At 35.6% G+C, this 19,139-nt stretch carries 15 protein-coding genes; 4 read left to right on the forward strand and 11 right to left on the reverse strand.

The window, feature by feature from the left end; all coding sequences use genetic code 11:
- Position 1: 1 nt before the first annotated feature.
- The 10 genes from VB798_RS14220 to VB798_RS14265 all read right to left on the reverse strand — a co-directional run bounded on the left by VB798_RS14220 (position 2) and on the right by VB798_RS14265 (position 10,510).
- On the reverse strand, positions 2-1,966 hold the full coding sequence (locus VB798_RS14220; protein ID WP_323259417.1) for a family 43 glycosylhydrolase: 1,965 nt from the start codon (positions 1,964-1,966) through the stop codon (positions 2-4).
- A 137-nt stretch (positions 1,967-2,103) separates the two neighbouring features.
- A complete protein-coding gene (locus VB798_RS14225; protein WP_323259419.1) occupies positions 2,104-3,672 on the reverse strand; it encodes a glycoside hydrolase family 43 protein in 1,569 nt (522 codons plus the stop codon).
- 11 nt (positions 3,673-3,683) lie between these two features.
- A complete protein-coding gene (locus VB798_RS14230) occupies positions 3,684-4,703 on the reverse strand; it encodes a glycoside hydrolase family 43 protein (RefSeq protein ID WP_323259421.1) in 1,020 nt (339 codons plus the stop codon).
- 12 nt (positions 4,704-4,715) lie between these two features.
- A complete protein-coding gene (locus tag VB798_RS14235) occupies positions 4,716-6,188 on the reverse strand; it encodes an MFS transporter (RefSeq protein WP_323259423.1) in 1,473 nt (490 codons plus the stop codon).
- Positions 6,189-6,198: 10 nt separating this feature from the next.
- On the reverse strand, positions 6,199-7,320 hold the full coding sequence (locus VB798_RS14240; protein WP_323259425.1) for an endo-1,4-beta-xylanase: 1,122 nt from the start codon (positions 7,318-7,320) through the stop codon (positions 6,199-6,201).
- Between the two features lie 646 nt (positions 7,321-7,966).
- On the reverse strand, positions 7,967-8,128 hold the full coding sequence (locus VB798_RS14245) for a hypothetical protein (RefSeq protein WP_323256634.1): 162 nt from the start codon (positions 8,126-8,128) through the stop codon (positions 7,967-7,969).
- A gap of 11 nt (positions 8,129-8,139) precedes the next feature.
- Positions 8,140-8,811, reverse strand: a complete 672-nt coding sequence (locus VB798_RS14250; protein ID WP_323259427.1) for a hypothetical protein — start codon at positions 8,809-8,811, stop codon at positions 8,140-8,142.
- Between the two features lie 135 nt (positions 8,812-8,946).
- Complete coding sequence (locus VB798_RS14255) at positions 8,947-9,180, reverse strand: alpha/beta fold hydrolase (RefSeq protein WP_323259429.1); 234 nt, start codon at positions 9,178-9,180, stop codon at positions 8,947-8,949.
- Complete coding sequence (locus tag VB798_RS14260) at positions 9,170-9,910, reverse strand: LamG domain-containing protein (protein ID WP_323259431.1); 741 nt, start codon at positions 9,908-9,910, stop codon at positions 9,170-9,172. Before VB798_RS14260 ends, VB798_RS14255 begins: the two co-directional genes overlap by 11 nt.
- Before the next feature lie 75 nt (positions 9,911-9,985).
- On the reverse strand, positions 9,986-10,510 hold the full coding sequence (locus VB798_RS14265) for a DinB family protein (RefSeq protein WP_323259433.1): 525 nt from the start codon (positions 10,508-10,510) through the stop codon (positions 9,986-9,988).
- Between the two features lie 252 nt (positions 10,511-10,762).
- On the opposite strand from VB798_RS14265, the gene VB798_RS14270 reads away from it, so the two are divergent.
- On the forward strand, positions 10,763-11,362 hold the full coding sequence (locus VB798_RS14270) for a Crp/Fnr family transcriptional regulator (protein WP_323259435.1): 600 nt from the start codon (positions 10,763-10,765) through the stop codon (positions 11,360-11,362).
- Between the two features lie 34 nt (positions 11,363-11,396).
- Here the strand turns inward: VB798_RS14270 and VB798_RS14275 are convergent, their stop codons facing one another.
- Positions 11,397-13,052 (reverse strand): DUF6377 domain-containing protein, encoded by a 1,656-nt coding sequence (locus VB798_RS14275; protein ID WP_323259437.1) that lies wholly within the window; start codon positions 13,050-13,052, stop codon positions 11,397-11,399.
- Between the two features lie 380 nt (positions 13,053-13,432).
- Between VB798_RS14275 and VB798_RS14280 the strand changes: the two genes are divergently transcribed.
- The 3 genes from VB798_RS14280 to VB798_RS14290 are packed head-to-tail and all read left to right on the forward strand — an operon-like array spanning position 13,433 to position 19,050.
- Complete coding sequence (locus VB798_RS14280) at positions 13,433-16,459, forward strand: SusC/RagA family TonB-linked outer membrane protein (RefSeq protein ID WP_323259439.1); 3,027 nt, start codon at positions 13,433-13,435, stop codon at positions 16,457-16,459.
- Between the two features lie 8 nt (positions 16,460-16,467).
- Positions 16,468-17,955, forward strand: coding sequence for a RagB/SusD family nutrient uptake outer membrane protein (locus VB798_RS14285; RefSeq protein WP_323259441.1), 1,488 nt, complete (start codon positions 16,468-16,470; stop codon positions 17,953-17,955).
- A gap of 12 nt (positions 17,956-17,967) precedes the next feature.
- The gene (locus VB798_RS14290; RefSeq protein WP_323259443.1) at positions 17,968-19,050 is read left to right on the forward strand and encodes a SusE domain-containing protein; all 1,083 of its coding nucleotides are present in this window, start codon (positions 17,968-17,970) and stop codon (positions 19,048-19,050) included.
- The last annotated feature ends 89 nt before the right edge of the window (positions 19,051-19,139 follow it).

The following is a 19,139-nucleotide window of genomic DNA, read 5'->3' on the forward strand; positions in this document are numbered from 1 at the left end:
TTTATTTAAACTGGATGCTTTTGATATTTAATAATTTGCTTTGCTCTTTCGGAAATTTGATAAAAATATCGTGATGTCCTGAAATACCTTTTACTTTTTGCGTAAATGTTTTCCAAGAATCATCCGTTGCCGAAAAAGGAATGGTAGCGATTAGTTTGCCTGTACTTAAATCATCAAGCCAAATCTCAATTTTCCCAATGCTTTTTGCCATCAGTTGAACTTGAATTTCCGAAGCATATTTACTTTTATTACCTAATTCAACTCCTGAAATCATCAGCCAACCACCTAAATTTGAATTATTTGTAATGGCTTCTTCTTTATCAATTTTCACTTTTTCTACGCCGTAATAATTACTGTATCCAATGGCTGGAAGCTCTGAAAAACCATCTTTGCAGACAAAAAAGTCAAAATCGGCAGATTTCCCTTCGGCAAATAAACCGATACTTGTACCAACCCATGAATTGTATTTAGGTTGAGTTTTATCAAGATTAACAAGACTGATACTTTCTCCAATTTTAACCCAATTCTTGCCATTGGCACTTGCAAAAGCTGTTAAATCATGTTGATTTCTAGTTACCTTTAACCAAGCTATATTTCCAAAAGTGTTTGGAATTGAATACGTTTTTTTGTTGAATTGAAAGATAATTTTCTTGCCATTATCAAAACCACTATAAAGACTTGCGTAAACAGATTGGTCGCCATTTGTCATATAAAGTCCTGCTTTTTGATTTGATAATGAAGCATTTATATCAACTTTTGTCACGGCTGAATAATAATGATCAGTTTCTTTTTGTACAATACTTGTTCTAGCACTGTCGGGACTTAAGCGCAACCATCCTTTTCTGGCTTCTAAAGAATATCTATTTGTATTTGTATTTGCATCTTTTTTACTGAGAAAATGCCAACTTAGTGCCAAAGAAGTTTGGTCAAATTCATCAGAATCTACACTTCTCCACAAAGTTTCGGATGCAGGAAGCGCTGGCTTAACAATCGGCAATGTTGTTGGTGCCATTCCCCAAGGTCTGTCACCCTCCCAAATAACTGGATATAAGGACGTTTGACGACCCAAGCCCGACCAATCGTCGCCATCATATTTTTCATAACTCTGTCCAATAGTCCACCAAGTACCATCAGCCAACTGAATTGGTGCAGAAATATGATTAGGACGACGGAAGCCTGTTTTAGGGTCTGTTATAGGTTTGAAAAATTCGCCAAGGCGCTCCCATTTGGTAGAATCACTGGTAAGAGCGGTAGCTCTAAGTACATATTGCCCACCCGAAACATCGCCTGCTGGAAAGTAATAATAATAGCCATTTCGCTTACACATTACTGGGCCTTCTGCCCAACTGTATTGTAGTTTAGCGTTTATCCAATCAAGGTCAATTACAGAAGACGTAAGTTGCCCATCTTTCCCTAATTCTTGTAGACGGTTGGTTTTTTGTCCATTTTTAATCACCATATAAGGCTTTCCATCATCATCTACAAAGATGGAGTTATCATAACCTAAAGGGCCAGTTTTCGGATTTGACTTTACTTGAACTGGTTCAGTCCAAGGACCTAATGGAGAATCTGCTTTTGAAAACCATTGTCCATTTGCTGAAAAAAATATCCAATAAGAACCATAAAAATAAGTAATTGCTCCTTGCCAAGTACCAGCAGAAGGTTGGTCGGTTACCCAAGTAGCTTTTTGTGGTGGCAATACTCGGCTGATTACTTTCCAATGAACAAGGTCTTTAGAATGATAAATCGGCATGTAAGGTGTAAAATGGAAACTTGAGCCACAGTGATAAAAATCGTCTCCGACTTTTATCATTGTTGGGTCAGGGTGGTCTCCGGGTAAGACTGGATTTACAAAAGTTTTTACTTCATTGTAAAATGAAGCATTATTTTGGGCATAAATCTCATTTGAAATGAGGGAAAATACAATACTTAAAAAAGGGAAGTATTTAAAAATAGTATTTTTCATGTAGGTAAATTTTAACTTATGTATTTAAATAAAATTGGGTTTCTCTTTCACATAAGAAGCCTATTAATTTATTTCTAATGTTTATCAATATTTAAAATCGCATCGACAAACTATTGAAAAACATTAGGCACTACACATTACTCGTTAAAAACAAGTTTGTCTTGTATTTTAAAAAAATCGAAGTCGGCATATCCGCCTACATTTTTAGTTGCATAATTGAATAGCCCAAAACGATAGCCCATAAAATGTGGAATGGTATAAGGCATTTTGATAGCTTCGCCAATCGGTTTCCAATCTTTAGCATCAAAACTGTAAAAGAAATAACCCTTGTCAGCTCGATTTCTAAAATCACATTCAGCCATTAAAAAAATGGTATTTTGCTTTAATGGTACTTTTTGTACTTCAATAGGTTTTCCAGAAGCATTACTATACATTACGATTGATTTTTCTCCATTCTCAATTTTCACGCCAACCCAGCCAAAGTCTTTTTGCAAAAGACTCAATCCAGCAAAATCGCCTTCTTTCATTTTTGAAATATCTAAAGAAGTAATTCCCGAACAAACAGGACCGATTGTTCGCTGAGTAAGTGTGTTTCTGGCTAATACAAAACTGCTATCAATTCTGGCAGTTTTTAATCGTAAAAAACCTTTTCGTTCAGTAACCGACCATAAATTATTATCGGGATTATGGTTCCATTGCCAAACCAGTGGAAGTGCGGTTTCTCCTTTTTTACGAGTAAATTCATCGGAATTCACAATATTTGGGATTAAACTTTTGTTGGCTGGAAGGTCTAATTTTTCAGGAACTTTACCATTTTCGCCCAATACTGGCCAGCCATCTTCCCATTTTACTGGTACTAAATAGGGAATCCGACCAACTCCACCAAAATCACGAAATAGGTATGAATACCATTTTCCGTCAGGCGTATCAATCAGTCCGCCTTGAGCTACTCCTAAATCTTGCAAACCCTCTTTACCTTCCCAAGGTCCTGTAATTTTATCCGCTCGGTGAATTACCACAGTACGCATACCGCCACGAGGCCAAGTAATATTGAAAAGATAATATTTACCATTGACTTTAAAAAGTTGCGAGCCTTCTGCGGGCAAACCACCTTTAGTCCCTGATGGAGTACTGGCATTTTCAATAATTACTTGTTCGGTACTTCCTTCTTTAACGCCAGAAACATCAGCATTGAGTTCTACCAATTTGAGTTTCCCACCACCATAAATCAAATAATTTCGACCATCATCGTCAAAAAACAAAGTATGGTCGTGGTAAGCTGGTTTAAAAGAAATAGCTTTCCAAGGACCTTTTTCGATGTCTTTAGTCGTATAAATATGTGTTTTGCCAGTAGTTTGCGCAAAGGTCGTTACATAATAAGTACCATTATGAAAGCGCAAGCTACTTGCCCATGAGCCTCTGCCATAAGTACTTTTGCCATTGTTAAGATTCAAATCATCTACATTCGCTAAAGTATCATAAGCATAGCCAATCATTTCCCAATTTACCAAATCCTTCGATTTCATAATAGGCACTCCAGGACTCATGTGCATGGTTGTGCTACTCATATAATAAGTATTTCCCACACGAATCATAGCCATATCTGGCACATCAGCAAAAATGATGGGATTTTGCGCCTGCTTTACTTGGGCTAACAAATGTTGACTAAGTATTAATAGTATTGGAAATAAAAATCTCTTTATCATTTAAACTTTATTTAATGAACATAAGGCTCAATTGTCTGAATTTTTCCATCAGCATCATAAGTAATTTCAGTAACTTTTACGCTGCGTAAATGCGTAATTCCTTCCGAAAGGCTTGAATCATGATAAAATAAATACCATTTGTTATCTACTTCACAAATAGAATGGTGCGTCGTCCAACCAACTACGGGATTCAAAATACGCCCTTGATAGGTAAATGGACCATAAGGATTATCGCCAGTTGCGTAACAAAGAAAATGTGTATCGCCAGTAGAGTAAGAGAAATAATATTTCCCTTGATAAAAGTGCATCCAAGATGCTTCAAAAAAACGTCTTTCATTGTCGCCAGCCAACAATGGAGCGCCCTTTTCATCCAAAATCAATACTTCTTTGGGCGCTTCTGCAAAACCAAGCATATCATCTGTGAGCTTTGCAACTAATGGGTTAAGTGCCGCTTCATTTGCTTCGGGTTCTTGGTTTTTGGCTGAGTATTGATTATTGCGGTAGCTCTGAAGTTGTCCGCCCCAAAGTCCACCGAAATACATATAAAAAGAGCCATCTTTGTCTTCAAAAACCGCTGGGTCAATCGAATAACTTCCTTCAATTGGCAAAGGCTCAGCCACAAATGGACCTACTGGTGAATCAGCCACTGCTACACCAATCTGAAAAATATCATCTGCTTTTTTGGCTGGAAAATACAGATAATATTTTCCATCTTTATGTGCTGCATCTGGAGCCCACATTTGGCGTTCCGCCCACGGAACATCTTTTACATGAAGTGCAACGCCGTTATCAAAGGCTTCGCTTGTGATAGAATCCATTGAAATTACATGATAATCTTCCATCGCAAAATGGCTTCCTAAATCATCAAAAGGGATACCTGCTTCAATATCATGTGAAGGATAAATATAAATTTTGCCGTTGAATACATGCGCCGATGGATCGGCTGTATAAATATGTTTTACAAGGGGTTGGGAAATTGCCTTGCGATTCAATTCCTCAAAATCAATGTGTTCTATGCTTACTTCTGGCATTTTTCTATAATTTTATGCGTTTCTTCTCTCTTTTAATTCTCTTTCAAGTTTCAATTCCATCTCTTTATCAATCTCATACCAGATGACTAAAATGGCACCTAAAATGAAAATGATTCCCGGATAAATACTTACTGACATTATAATACCCGATACTGCTTCGGCAGTTTGTTCAGCTTTTTCGGCAATATATCCCGACCTCGATAACAAGGTAGCACCGATAGCACCGCCAATACTTAAACCTGCTTTTAAACCAAAAATCATTGCTGAAAATATAATTGCCGTAGCTCTACGGTTATTTTTCCATTCGCTATAATCTGCCACATCGGCAATCATTGCCCATAGTAATGGAATTGTTACCCCATAAGTAAAGCCATGTAGTAATTGCGTAAGAAATACACTTCCAATGGAATCTCTAGCAAAGAAATTAAATAAGATTAAGCACAAAGCCGAAAGTGTAAGGAAAATGCCAAAGACATTGCGTTTCCCAAATTTATCCGCCAAAGGTTTTGAAAACATAATGCCGACAATCATCATGATAATTCCACCAGCATTAAATAAACTATTGGCTGAAGTTGGGGCGTCTTCGGGCCATTCAAATTTTCCTAATCCCAAACCTGTAATAAATTGATTTAAGCCTTCGATGAAATGATTAAATCCTATTTCTTGCAAGAAAGTAGCCTGTGCAACAGGATTCAAATAATATTTAAAATAGTAAATATACATTCCGCCTTTTAGCGATAAAGTAATGAATATCAGTACTGTTAAAACAAGCATAATTACCCAAGGGCGATTTTTCACTAAATCTGAAAGGTCTTGTGTTACGCTACTTTTCTCTTGTTTGGTAGGAACTACTCTTTCTCTAGTAGTAAGAAATGTAATTAAAAAACAGGCGACGCCAACTGTAGCAAAGAAAAACATTACTTTTTCAAAACCAACAGCTTTGTCGCCATGTCCAAGTGAAATAGCCAGAGGTAATAATAAAGATTGAATGATAAATTGTGCGACCATCACTGCCACAAATCTATACGACGATAAACTGTTGCGATCGGCCATATCGCCCGTCATCACGCCACTTAAAGCTGAGTAAGGTAAATTATTCGCAGAATAAACAAGTACCAATGATAAATAGGTAATTAATGCGTAAATCACTTTACCATCTTCGCTAAAATTAGGCGTGGAGAATGCTAAAAGTGCTATTACGCCAAAAGGAATGGAAGTCCAAAGTATCCACGGACGAAATTTTCCCCAACGAGTACTGGTTCTATCGGCAATTAAACCCATTGCTACATTGAAAAATGCGCCAATGATTCCTCCAATAAAAATCACTAAACTGGCTTTTCCTGCAGGTATTTTATAGACATCTGTATAAAAATATGCTAAAAAAGTCATTAATGTTTGAAATATCAAATTGGCGGCTAAGTCTCCAAGACTGTAGCCAATTTTTTCCAAAACCGATAGTTTTTGTACCTCTTTATTTGTGTTCATCGTTGTTAAATTATTTTGCAGTTTTTAGATTCAATACAGCCTGATATGCTTTTTTAGGCTCTAAAGCTCTATCGAACAACAAAGGATAATTGGTACGATTGCGAATTGGGAAGCCATTTAACCATGAGTGACTATCGTTAACTCCCCAAAAAGTTACTCTGCTAATTTTATCTCTATGCTTCAAGAAGAGCTTGAAAATGTCAGTATAACGATTAGCTAGAGCTGTCTGAACTGAATCCGGTAAAGCATCTTTGTAAGGATTCATTTCAGGGCTTTCTGCAAATCGTTGATTAACATCAGCCCCTCGTAAATCCCAAGGGTTAGGTAATACAGTAAGGTCTAATTCGGTGAAAGCCACCTTGATGCCTAATTGTGAAAATTCAATGATTGAGTCTTCAATGTCTTTTAGATTAAGTGTTTTAATACTCCAATGCCCTTGAATACCCACTCCGTCTATTTTTGTGCCACTTGCTTGCAATTTTTTGATAAGTTCAATCGCTCCTTTTCGTTTGGCTGGTTGCTCAATATTATAATCATTATAATACAAAGCCGCATTTGGGTCGGCTTTGGCAGCCAATTCAAAGGCTTCTTTGATGTAGCCTTCTCCTAGTTTATTCAAAAAAACTGATTTTCGTAATGTTCCGTCTTCATTCAATGCCTCATTCACAACATCCCAACTATTGATTTTCCCCGCATACCTTCCTGCAACCGTATTAATATGTTCGGTCATAAATATACGTACAGAGTCAGCACTTTTAATTTTACCGACAAAAGTTGGTAATTGTGAATGCCAAACCAAAGTATGTCCCACCACATACATATCATTTTTCTGACCATACTCAACGTATTTATCCGCTAAATCAAAATTATAACGATTGGGAGCTGGGTGAATTAACTGAGATTTCATGATGTTCTCAGGAGTAATCGCATTAAATTCTCGCTTAATCAACACATTTGCTTTTTCATTTCTTTCGAGAATATGTTCTGTACCTAAAGCTGTGCCTATCAGAAAATCTTCTTGATAAGCCGATTTTAGCGATTGTGTTTTGTTCTGACTAAAAGACAGATGAGTAGATAAAGCACAAAGCAATAATGTGCTATAAATAGGTTTTGTTATTTTATAATAATTCATAATTTTTGATAAATATGCTAATTGATGATTCGTTTTTATAAACATTATGTTTAATTCCATTCCTTAAATCCAACTTTATTCTTTTGAAAATAATTTTAGAGAAAAACTGCTCCAAATAAGAAATCTGGAGCAGTCCAAGAATCTAATAATCAGTCTTTACAAAAAAGTTCTGAGAGAATTTAGAGCAGTCATTTTTACAATTAAAAAGAGAAATAGAAATAAGATGGTTGATTTTTTTCATGAGATTGTTAAATATGATTGCTTTTATCTGAATGTCTTTTTTGAGGATGTAAAGTAAGCAAATCAATAAAAAATTAAGTAGCACATATCATCATATCTCCACTCCAAATGTTCAGTGAACGTAAAATTGTGAAATAAACACCCTAAATATTACTAAAATCAGACCAAAATCTAGGAAATGTGTAGGAAAACAGAAAGGAAGTATAGTAAAGAAGTAATTTTAAGACTAGGACATCAGGAATGTAATTATTGAGCAAGAACGCTACTTTGTGTAGATTTTTTGTGATTTAAAAGGCAAGATTCACTTTGGATAGCAAACATGAGTCATCCCGAATTTTAAAATCACAAAAAAGCGGTCGAAAAACTAATTTCTACCGCTTTTTTGTGATTGATGGGCAACGAATTCCTACTGTTTGAGCGAAGCGAGTTTAGGAATTCTTGATTTTTTTGCGGCCGCCGCTGCGGTTACTTTTTGTATCAAGACAAAAAGTAAGGACGAGAACAAATCCAAAAAACTTTTAAATCTTCTAAAACTCGCTATTTTAGGAGAAAATTCGGGATGACTCATGTTGAATTTTGTTATTCTTTATATTTTGTCACCTTTAAATCCTTAAAATAGCCTTCTGTACCAACATCTACAAATAAACCCAAAGCACCTGAAGTGTTTTCACCTAATGATTCAGTAACAACCAAAGAAGGCTGTTTGGCATCATTTACAAACAGTTTAGCATACTTATCTTTTATTACGATTTTGATTTTTATCCACTCGTTCAAACCCATATCGGCATAAGATTCATACATTTCAGGCTTTTCTTTTCTTAAACGATTGAATTTAAAATCAGGAAAAGAAAAGTATTGTATGGAATGATTACGGCGTACTTGTTCATCAGCTCTACCATTGGTTGGACGAATATAAATACATTCAAACTTTGTATTATCTGCATTGATTCTGTACGCTACTCCTATAAATCCACGGTCGGATGATGAAGCCGTTTTTAACAATCTGCTCAGTACTTTTACTTCAATAATACCATCTTTAAAATCCAGTTCTTTAATCCGAACAAAAGTAGCTTCATCTACTTTCTTTACGGTGGAATCTTTGATTACTTTCAGCACTTTCATGCCTTCTAGCTTTTCAAAAGACATGAATACTTGATTTGCCACAAGATTATTGGCTTCTAAACTGATAGTTTGAGCGAATAAATTATGATTTATAAAAATGGCAAAAAATAAGATTAGTAAATTTTTCATAGTTGAGGTTATCTTTGAAAGATAAGTTTTTGAATTGTATTTAATTTTTCGTAAAACTTAAATTTAAGTATTTTTTAAAATATACAAATTCTTATAAATCAAAAACTTTATTCAGCTAACTAACACTACTGGGATTCACTTCTTTAAAAAAGGAAAAATACTTGCCCAAGTGGCAGGAAAATTTTCTAAAAAACAACCATGTCCAGTATTAGAGATAATCGCAATCCGATGTTTCGGAATAAGTCTTGCTGCTGAAACTACTCTTTCCACTGGATTACCATCATTATGGTCGCCAGCCATTACATCGTTGTTCAAGCGTAGCTTGTTCTTTGCCTGATTCAGATAAGTAAGTAAATAGTTAAATATCATTTACTTTTTCGCTTACTTTCTTAGCTTTTAAAGCTATTTTGGTTACTTTCAAATCTTTAAAATAACCAGTTGTGGCAATATCAACATATAAACCGATACTTCCTTTTTTTGATTTCCCTAACATTTTATCTACGATAAATGATGAATACTTAAGGTCATTAATAAACATTTCTGCTGATTCGCCATTAACTTCAATTCTCATTTTTATCCATTCATTCAGAGCCACAGGCGCTGGTCCTTCATATTTGAAAGGTGCTATTTTTCGTAAAGTATCAAATTTAGCATTTGGATAAGCAAAATACTGAACAGTGTGATTTCGGTACAGTTGGTTATCAGCTCTGCCAACTTTTGGACGAAGATAAATAGACTCCCAAGCTGAATTGTCTTCTTGAATTCTATAATAAAGACCTATAAAACCTGCTGCACCAGCAAATGGTGATGGATTCTGTATTTGGCTATACATTTTCACTTCAATGGTGCCGTTTTCAAAATCATCTAAATTTAAAAGTCGTGCATAATGAACATCGTCCACAGTGGCTTCTAATCGGTTTATATCAAATGGGAAAGCCTTCAAATCTCTTTCTAATTTTAGTACTTTTTCACCCTGAAACTTTATTATTTCGCCCGTTACATTAAAGAGTTGGAAGGTCTGTTTGTCGAATTGTAGGTTTTGTCCAAAACTTTCGATTGTAAAAAGACAGAGTAAACTATATAAAATATATTTTTTCATTTTTTGATTTATTAAAAATGCCACGAATGAATCATATTTTAATTCGGACATTCGTGACGATAATACATTTGTTTCTTAAAACAACTTTTCTTGTGGCGGTTTTACGCCTGCCAAACGCAGATAAACTGTTGTTTGTCCTCTTTGGTGCGTTTGATGTTCAAAGCTTTTTTGTAAAACCATTTCCTTGGTTAAATCAAATCTACCAAACAATTTGATATGTTCGTTTAATTGAGCAGGCGTCATCGTTTTGATAGCGTTAATCACAAAATCATAACCTTCTATGACCAATTTCGTCACGTTATCTTTTGATTTATCAGCCGTTTTTTCTAATTCGCCCATACCAACAGGACTTTTTACTCCTGTTGCTGCCGACACAAAAGCATAATCAGTATCGGTTGAATGTAAAATTTGTTCAGCAAATGAACGCATTTCGGGAGTAGGTTTCAAACCATAACCAGATGCTGGCATAGCGTCTAAGTATTCTTTGGTATAAGCTTTTGCTCTTTCCCATTCTTTTGAGATTGCATCTACTGAATTTTGGGCATTTCCACTAAAGCTAATGCTTGTTAGAATAATGAAAAGGATTTTCGTGATTTTCATGTTTGAATTTTTTGATTGGTTGATGATACAAAATTACTCAAACAGCGTCCCTAGAACCCTTAACTTATCTTAGGAAATAGGCTTAATGTAGTTTAAGAGTAAAAGCAAAAATTAGCCTTTGAAACGTAGATTAACCCTTCTTCAAGTTTATTACTTGCAATAAAGCCAGTAACTTTATGCCAAGTTTGAAGTAGCAAAAGCCATTACTTTATATAGAAGTGATTTCATACAAATTGACAAAACACATTTTAGATGCAAAATCCAACTGAGGTACTCATAGATTTTTTCAACAATTATTTACCTTTAAATCAAGAAGAAATTACTTTGATTCTCGAAAAAATTACTCATCGAAATATCAAACGCCGACAAATGGTTTTACAGGAAGGTTTTGTTTGCAAACACTATTTTTTTGTCGTTAAAGGATGTTTCAAAATGTATGGAATTGATAATAAAGGAAACGAACATAACATTCAGTTTGCAGCCGAAGGAGATTGGATTATGGATATTGGCAGTTTTCACACCCAAAAACCAAGTCAGTTATTTATTGAAGCCATAGAACCCGCTGAAGTATTTCAAATAGAGCAACAAGACCTCTATTTTTTGTACTTAAATATTCCTAAGCTCGACAGGATTTTTAAAGTAATTGTAGAAAACAAATTTGTAGAATTACAAAACCGTGTATTACAAACGTTTAGCTCAACTGCCGAAGAGCGATATTTGGATTTTCTTGAACGATACTCAGATTTAGCTTCACGCCTACCCAATACTCAAATTGCTTCATACTTAGGAATCACACCTGAATTTTTGAGTAAAATTCGTAGAGATTTAAGTAAAAATAAGCCTTCAAAGTAAGCAAATTGCCATCATCTACTTTCAAAAAATTAGCTTAAAAAGCCCTGATTTCCATTATCTTACTTTCAAATGCCTCATTTGAAAGTAAGGATTTACTCTTCACTTTTGTTTTGTGATTGTAAATCGTTCTTACAGAATATTCAAGTATTCTGGCGATTTGTTCATGGTCGCTGATACCTATACGGATAAGGGCGAAAATCCTTAAATCAAGGTCTAATGGCTGGTCGGCTTGAAGAGGATACTTATCTTCTTCTTTGAAAAATGAATTAAAAGCAGGCACAAAATTTGGAAAGAGTTTGATGAAAATCTTATCAAAACTTAAGTACAAGGCTTCTCTTTCCTTTTTCATATTGATAGAATCCAAAACTTGCCCGATGCTATCGAAGTTTTTAATGGCTAATTTTTTCTCAATATTTTTTTTGATTTTTTCTATTTTATCAAGGTAATCAGAATACATATTGAATGAGTACCCAATGTACTCTTCTTTGATTTTATTGGCTTCTAATAACTCGTTATTGGTTGCTTGAAGTATTTCATTCGTCTCTTGAAGGCGGTCGTTGGCTTCTTGTAATTTATGGTTGGCTTCGGTTACTTTTTTACCCGCTAATTTCAATTGCTTTAACTGTTTGAAAATGATAAAAGCAAAAATAATAACCAGTAAAGAAAGAAATGAAACGACAAGCGTAAAAGTAAACAAGCGATTTTTTTGCCCTTCAACGGTTGATAAACGATTCCCTTCAATAATGGGTAAAATGCCTGAAACGTGCTTTAAACGCAATTTTGCACCATAAAAATTAGCATCATTCAGGGCTTCCTTAATGAAAAGATATGCTTTTTCATCATGTTTTTGATGATAGAGTAAATCAGCAACATAAGCCAAAGCAACACCTTCTTTGGTTGACGATTTGATGTCGGCAATAGCGGCTTGAATCATTAAATCGGTAGCAATTTCTTTTTCTTCACTTTCTATATAAGCACTTGCAAGCGACGATGCCGTCATAGCAAATTCTCGATAATTGGGATGAAATTTTTCTAAAACTAGCTTAAAATTTACTTTTGCCTCTTCAAATTTTCTTTCTTTAAGCTCTTTAATTCCCTTCACAAAATAGTATTGTAAATCTTTATTACTCATCAAAGCAATCGCAGAATCAGAATACATATTTCCTTTTTTATTGTAAAGGTCTAAATAATATGGGTCGCCATTATAAGCTGCTAATTCATAAAAAGACCGAGACATCAAAACATAATACTCAGTACGAAGATGATTGGGCAAGCCTTTCACCTTAATACTATTCAAAGAATCAATAGACTCTTTATACATTCCAGAAGACAAAAGTGTAAAGCTTAATTGCAATTTTGCATAATTGATTTTAAGAGGATCTTTGAGTTTCTGGGCTATTTCTTGAAGCTTCAACGCATAAGTAAAAGCAGCGTCATACTGAAAAGTTTTGTATTCGCTATACAGTTTATCGTTAAGCTGAAATTGTTGCTCAAGTGTTAAACCTCCTTGTTGAAGTGTCCATTTTAGTTGCTCTATATCAGCTAATTTTTTCTTGATGTAAAGCTCTTTATGCTGTATTGCTTCATTCAACTCAGCAATCAATTTATCGTTATTCGATTTAGCAAACAAGGCTTTTTGTTGTGCATTCATCAAGAATAAACAGGCCATCATAAAATAGCGAAGCTTCATAATTTCAATTGTTTTATATCGGTAAAAAAAGGATAATAAATATTTAATGAAAAACATAATGGCTACAAAAATCTAATAAAATATTGGTTAGAAGAGTACATCTGAAGAAGTTTATTTTAAAAAATTACGCTATTTCAATTAGTACTTCTTGTCAAAAAAACATTTCACCTCGAATTATTTATAAAATACTCTTCAAAAATACCCAAAAAACGCTTACCTGCCATTTACCTGAAAACTCTTGTGAAATACAGTTAAACGATTGATTTTTAGTATAATATCTTTTTTTGAAATATTTATTTTTTACCTGTGGATTCACTCATTTGACCTATCGGTATTCGATAATTTACATTTGTTATCGAAAAATTAATAATTCATTCATTATGCAAAAAACTTTATTTCATTGGCTAAAGCAAATAGAAGCTTGGGCTATGCTCAGTTTGTTCAAGCGAATAACTCCAAGTAAGAGTTATACCTTTCTATCTTGTTTTTTGACTTTACTTTCATTGAACTTTCAATTATTGGCGCAAAGTCAACGTACCATTACAGGAACAGTTCAAACAGAAAGTGGTGTGGCGATGGCTGGTGTTTCTGTCGTTGTAAAAGGAACCAATTTAGGAACGACAACTGATATTTCAGGAAACTATAAACTATCGGTTTCAGCGAAAAATACGAGCTTCGTTTTTTCTCATGTTGGATTTATTTCACAAGAAATTCCTGTCAATACTCAAACAAAAATTGATGTAATTTTAAAAACCGATACCAAAGCGCTGGATGAAGTAGTGGTTGTAGGTTATGGTAGTCAAAACCGAAAAGACGTAACTGGAGCAGTTGCCACAATTTCCAGTGAAAACTTCAACCAAGGAGCAATCACCAATCCTTTGCAACAAATTGCTGGTAGAGCTGCGGGCGTAAACGTAACGCAAACAGGTAGCGAACCCGGCTCTGGACCAAGTGTGAGAATCAGGGGAATTACTTCATTAGTAGGTGGTAACGACCCGCTGGTAGTTGTTGATGGAATTCAAGGCAATATGGATTTATTGAACCAAGTACCACCAAGTGAAATCGCCTCAATAGATGTACTGAAAGATGCTTCGGCAACGGCAATTTATGGTTCAAGAGGTGCGCCGGGTGTAATTATTGTAAGTACAAAAAAGAATAAATCAGGAAAATCTTCGGTTGAATACAGTGCTACTTTTTCGGTTGATAGAGTAGCAAAACAGTTAGAAGTACTCAGTACTGACGAATGGTGGCAACAAGCCCAAGCCAATGGTGTGCCTGCGGCGGCAAATCATGGTTCAAATACTGATTGGTTCAATATTTTATCTCGAACAGGTTCTACCCAAAATCATACACTTTCATTTGGCGGTGGCACGCAAAACTTCAATTATCGTGCTTCGTTAACAGCTATTTTACAAAATGGAATTGTGGTAAATTCTAACAATCAAAAATACATTGGTAGAATTCAAGCAACACAAAAAGCCTTGAACGATCGCCTGACGCTGACCATGAATTTAAACAGTGGTATTAATAACACGCTTGGAAGTCCGGGAAGTGTGGGTCGTGCCGCTTTTACTTCTAATTTGATTACGAATTCTTATTTAATGCGTCCGACTGACCCAGTTTTTAATACCGATGGGAAGTATTACACCGATCCAAACGTATTTGAATACTTCAATCCTTATGCTATTTCACAGGCTGTGGTGAACGAAGGTAGAAATAATAGTTTGTTCGGAAGTTTAAAAACGGATTTAGAAATCATTGATAATCTGACACTTGGTTGGTTTGGTAGTTGGCGAAAAACAGATAATAATTGGGGCTATTATATGCCAGCGGTTTCTACGGTGGCTTATGCCATCAACAACAAAGGCGTTGCGAATATCAGCAATAACCGCCAAGATGAAAAGTTGATGAATATTAGTCTAAATTACAAAAAAGTATTTGGCGAACATTCCATCAATGCACTGGCACTTTACGAATGGCAAAACCAAACGTACCAAGGGAATTTCACACAAGCAAAAGGATTTATCAATGATATTGCCACTTATAATGCCCTTCAATTAGGCGATTTGACGAAAGTACAACCAGGAGATTTTTCATCGTATAAGAATGACCGTACTTTGGTTTCATTCTTAGGAAGAATCAATTATTCGTATTTGAGTCGCTATTTATTGACGGTAAGTTTCAGAAAAGATGGCTCGTCGGTTTTTGGGGAGAATAGTAAATGGGGAAACTTCCCATCGGTAGCAGTAGCTTGGCAAATCGACCAAGAGCCATTTATGCAAAATCAAAAGGTTTTTAATCAGTTGAAATTGCGTGGTGGATACGGCGTAACAGGCAATCAGCAAGGTTTATATCCTCAAAACTCATTGTCTTTAGTGGGTGCAGCTGGCGTTACTTATTTTGGGGGAAATCAGATTACCAATTTCAATATTACTCAAAATGTTAACAAAGATTTAAGATGGGAAACCCGTAAACAATATAATGTAGGGATTGATTTTGCAGTTTTAGATAGCCGATTATCTGGTTCATTGGATGCTTTTACAGCTACTACTGATAATTTATTATTCAATTATACTGTTCCGCAGCCTCCATTTCCTTATGGAACAATCATGGCAAATGTAGGAAGTATTAGAAATCAAGGGATAGAAGCAAGTTTGGCTTACCAAGTTATTAAAAGTAAAAATACAAGCCTTACTTTGGCAGGAAACGTTTCGCTATTAGCCAACCAAGTAATGAACCTCAACGGCAGTATCAATGGCGTGCCTTTGAATACTGATTATATTCCTTGGGGACCCAACTCATACTTAATTGCAGGAAAATCAATTGGTACTTTTTCTATTTTACAACATTCAGGAAAGAATGAAAATAGAGCCGAAACAGTAATGGATGTAAATGGTGATGGTGTAATCGACCAAGGAAATAGAAGTCCCGACAGAGTATTAGCGGGCAATGCTTTACCGACTCATACTTATGCTTTTACGCCTACACTAAAGCATAAAAACTTAGATATTTCAATGGTATGGCGTGGTTCAGGTGGAAACAAAATTTACAATGGTTTACGTCAAACATTAAGTATGATGGAAAACATTGGTAAAGCCAATTTATTGGAAAGTGCCGTTCCTTTAGATTTATATACTACACAGTATGGCTCAAACCTTTGGTTAGAAAATGGTGCTTTTCTAAGATTTGAAAACCTTTCTATTGGTTACAGTTTTCATCCATTAAAACTTAAATCTATCGAAGCACTTAGGATTTCGCTTACGGGCTCAAACCTTGCGGTATTTACAAAATACTCTGGCATTGACCCAGAATTGAATGTAAGTGGTGGAAACGGATTTGGAGGTGATAACGGAATTTATCCACGCACAAGAAGCTTCGCCGTGGGTTTGAATGTAATTTTTAAATAAAGAAAACAATGAAAAAAATAATGATACTTAGCTGTCTCAGCTTGATTTTTTTGCCAAGCTGTACAGATGTAGAAGAGAAAGTATATGATAAATATGCCGCAACCGAATTTTATAATTCGCTTGAAGGCGCAGATGTGGCTTTAGCGGGCGTTTATTCGAAAATTGGCGGAAATTGGGGTGGCGTTGGTTACGCTGGGGCAGATAATGGTTGGTACGATTTAAACACAATGGCATCCGACGAACAAGTAATTCCACACCGTAATACAGGCGACTGGCAATTAGATTTTGCTCGTTTGCACTTACATCAATGGTTGCCTACAGACGGTATCATTGGCAATACTTGGAACTGGTTGTATAACGCTATTTTTTCGGCAAACTTGGCGATTGAGCAATTGGAAAATGCGAAAGCTGCACCTGCCAAAATTGCTGAAGCAAAAGTATTAAGAGCATTTTTCTATTATTTATTGATGGATGATTTTGGAAATGTTCCTTTTTTCACTGAAAATAACGTTACCGTCGATAAAATTCCACAAATCAGTCGCAAAGAATTGTATGATTTTGTAGTGAAGGAATTGACTGAAAATCTGGATAAATTGCCCACCACGAAAGGCGGTGAATTTTATGGTAGATTCAATCGCTGGGCGGGTTATGCCCTTTTAGCCAAAGTATATTTGAATGCCGAAGTTTACACTGGAACTCCCAAATGGAAAGAATGCTTAAATGCTTGCGAGCAAGTAACAGCAGGCGGTTTTACGCTACACGGCGCAACTGCCAATGCTTCAAGTCCGCTGGGAAATCAGTATTATGAGCTTTTTGGAGATGTACTTCCAGAAGATGAAACCATCTTGGCAATTTTCGCAAAAGTTAATGTGGTATCAAGAAATATTTACGGTATCAGAAGTTTAAACGGGCCACATGCACTGGCAATTCTTGGCTTTAGTGGCTGGAATGGCACGATTGTTCCGAAAAGCTATTATCAGAAATTCAACGATGCAGATATTCGTAAAAAGCAATTTTTGTCAGGACAACAACCCGGTGGCGTGAATTATTCTTTAGATGTTACTTCTTTGGACAATCCGGGAGCGGATAGAAATGCAGGTGTGCGAAATTTGAAATTTTACCCAGCCTTACCCATGGACGGAGGCGGTGCTTCAAATGATTTTCCGATATATCGTTATGCCGATATTTTATTGATGAAAGCTGAATGCAATCTTCGTTTGGGCGATGCTGCTGCCGCAAAAACATTTATTGATGCTACCAGAAATCGTGCAGGTTTAGCAGCATTTGCCAGTAATCCGAGCTTGGAAGATATTTATAACGAACGTGGATTTGAATTGAGTTGGGAAGGACACAGACGACAAGATATGATTCGCTTCAATACTTTTTTATTAGCTAATGATTTCAGAGGAGCTTCTCAAAATCATAGAAAACTCTTCCCAATTCCAACATCAGCCTTGAATGCGAATACTGGTTTAAAACAAAATTCAGGCTATTAACATAGAATACTCATGAAAAAAAATATCCATCAATACTTGGCTTTTTTACTTGTTTTCTTCTTGGTTTCTTGCCAAGAAGAAGCAGAATTAACCATTCTCAAAGCGGTAAATTTCACTAATTTACCAACAGCATCAGCCAGTACGATACAACTCACTCAGGCAAAAGATAATGAAACTGTTATTACTTTTTCATGGGCAAAAGTTGATTATCCCGTGCAAGCTCCTGTTACTTATACTTTACAATTTGATATTGCTTCTGATACAATTGGCTCAAAAGCTTGGGCAAATGCCATCAGTATTGAAGCGGGCGAAGACGTTTTGAATAAATCAATTTTAGGAAAAGATTTAAACAAAATGGCTACAGACCTCGGCTTAATGCCCAACGAACAAGGTTCTTTGGTAGTGCGAGTACAATCATATCTTGATAGAGCGGCTTTTTCAAAAGCTATTCCTATAAAAATTACGCCCTATAAAGTATTCACTGGTTATCCATCTTTATGGGTTGCGGGCGATTATCAAGGTTGGAACGTGAGCGTTGCGCCGAAACTCGTTTCTGTAAATAGCGATGGCATTTATGAAGGCTATATTTACATTCCAGCAGGCGGAACAAATGAATTCAAATTGTATGCTCAGGCAGACTGGTCACCGACTTCTTATGGCGATGATGGTAACGGAAATGTAATTGTCGCCAATTATGCAGGAGGAAATTTTAAAGCTCCTTCAGATGGTTACTATTTGTTTTCTGTGAATTTAAAAACCATGAAGTATTTACTTATCAAAACTACTTGGGGCATTATCGGTGGTGCAACACCGGGTGGTTGGGATGCTGATACCAAGTTAAATTATAATCCAAGTACTCAAAATTGGTCGGCTACTGCTGATATGAAAGCCAATGGTTCGTTTAAGTTTAGAGCCAATAATGCTTGGCAAATAGATTTTGGACTGAATGCCAACGGAACTTTGGGCTATGCTAATCATCCTTGGTTGACTTACATTGACCAACCACAATTTACCGTGCCACAAGATGGGAATTATACCATTAGCTTGGATTTGCATGAAGCTGGAAATTATACTTATAAGATTAAAAAGAATTAAGATACTTTATTCGTTGCAGGTTTCTTTCCTGCAACGATTTTATTGAAAATCAGGCATTTATCACGAACGAATTATCATTTATCAAGAAA

It is taken from the genome of Arcicella lustrica, assembly GCF_034930985.1.
Lineage (GTDB): Bacteria > Bacteroidota > Bacteroidia > Cytophagales > Spirosomataceae > Arcicella > Arcicella lustrica.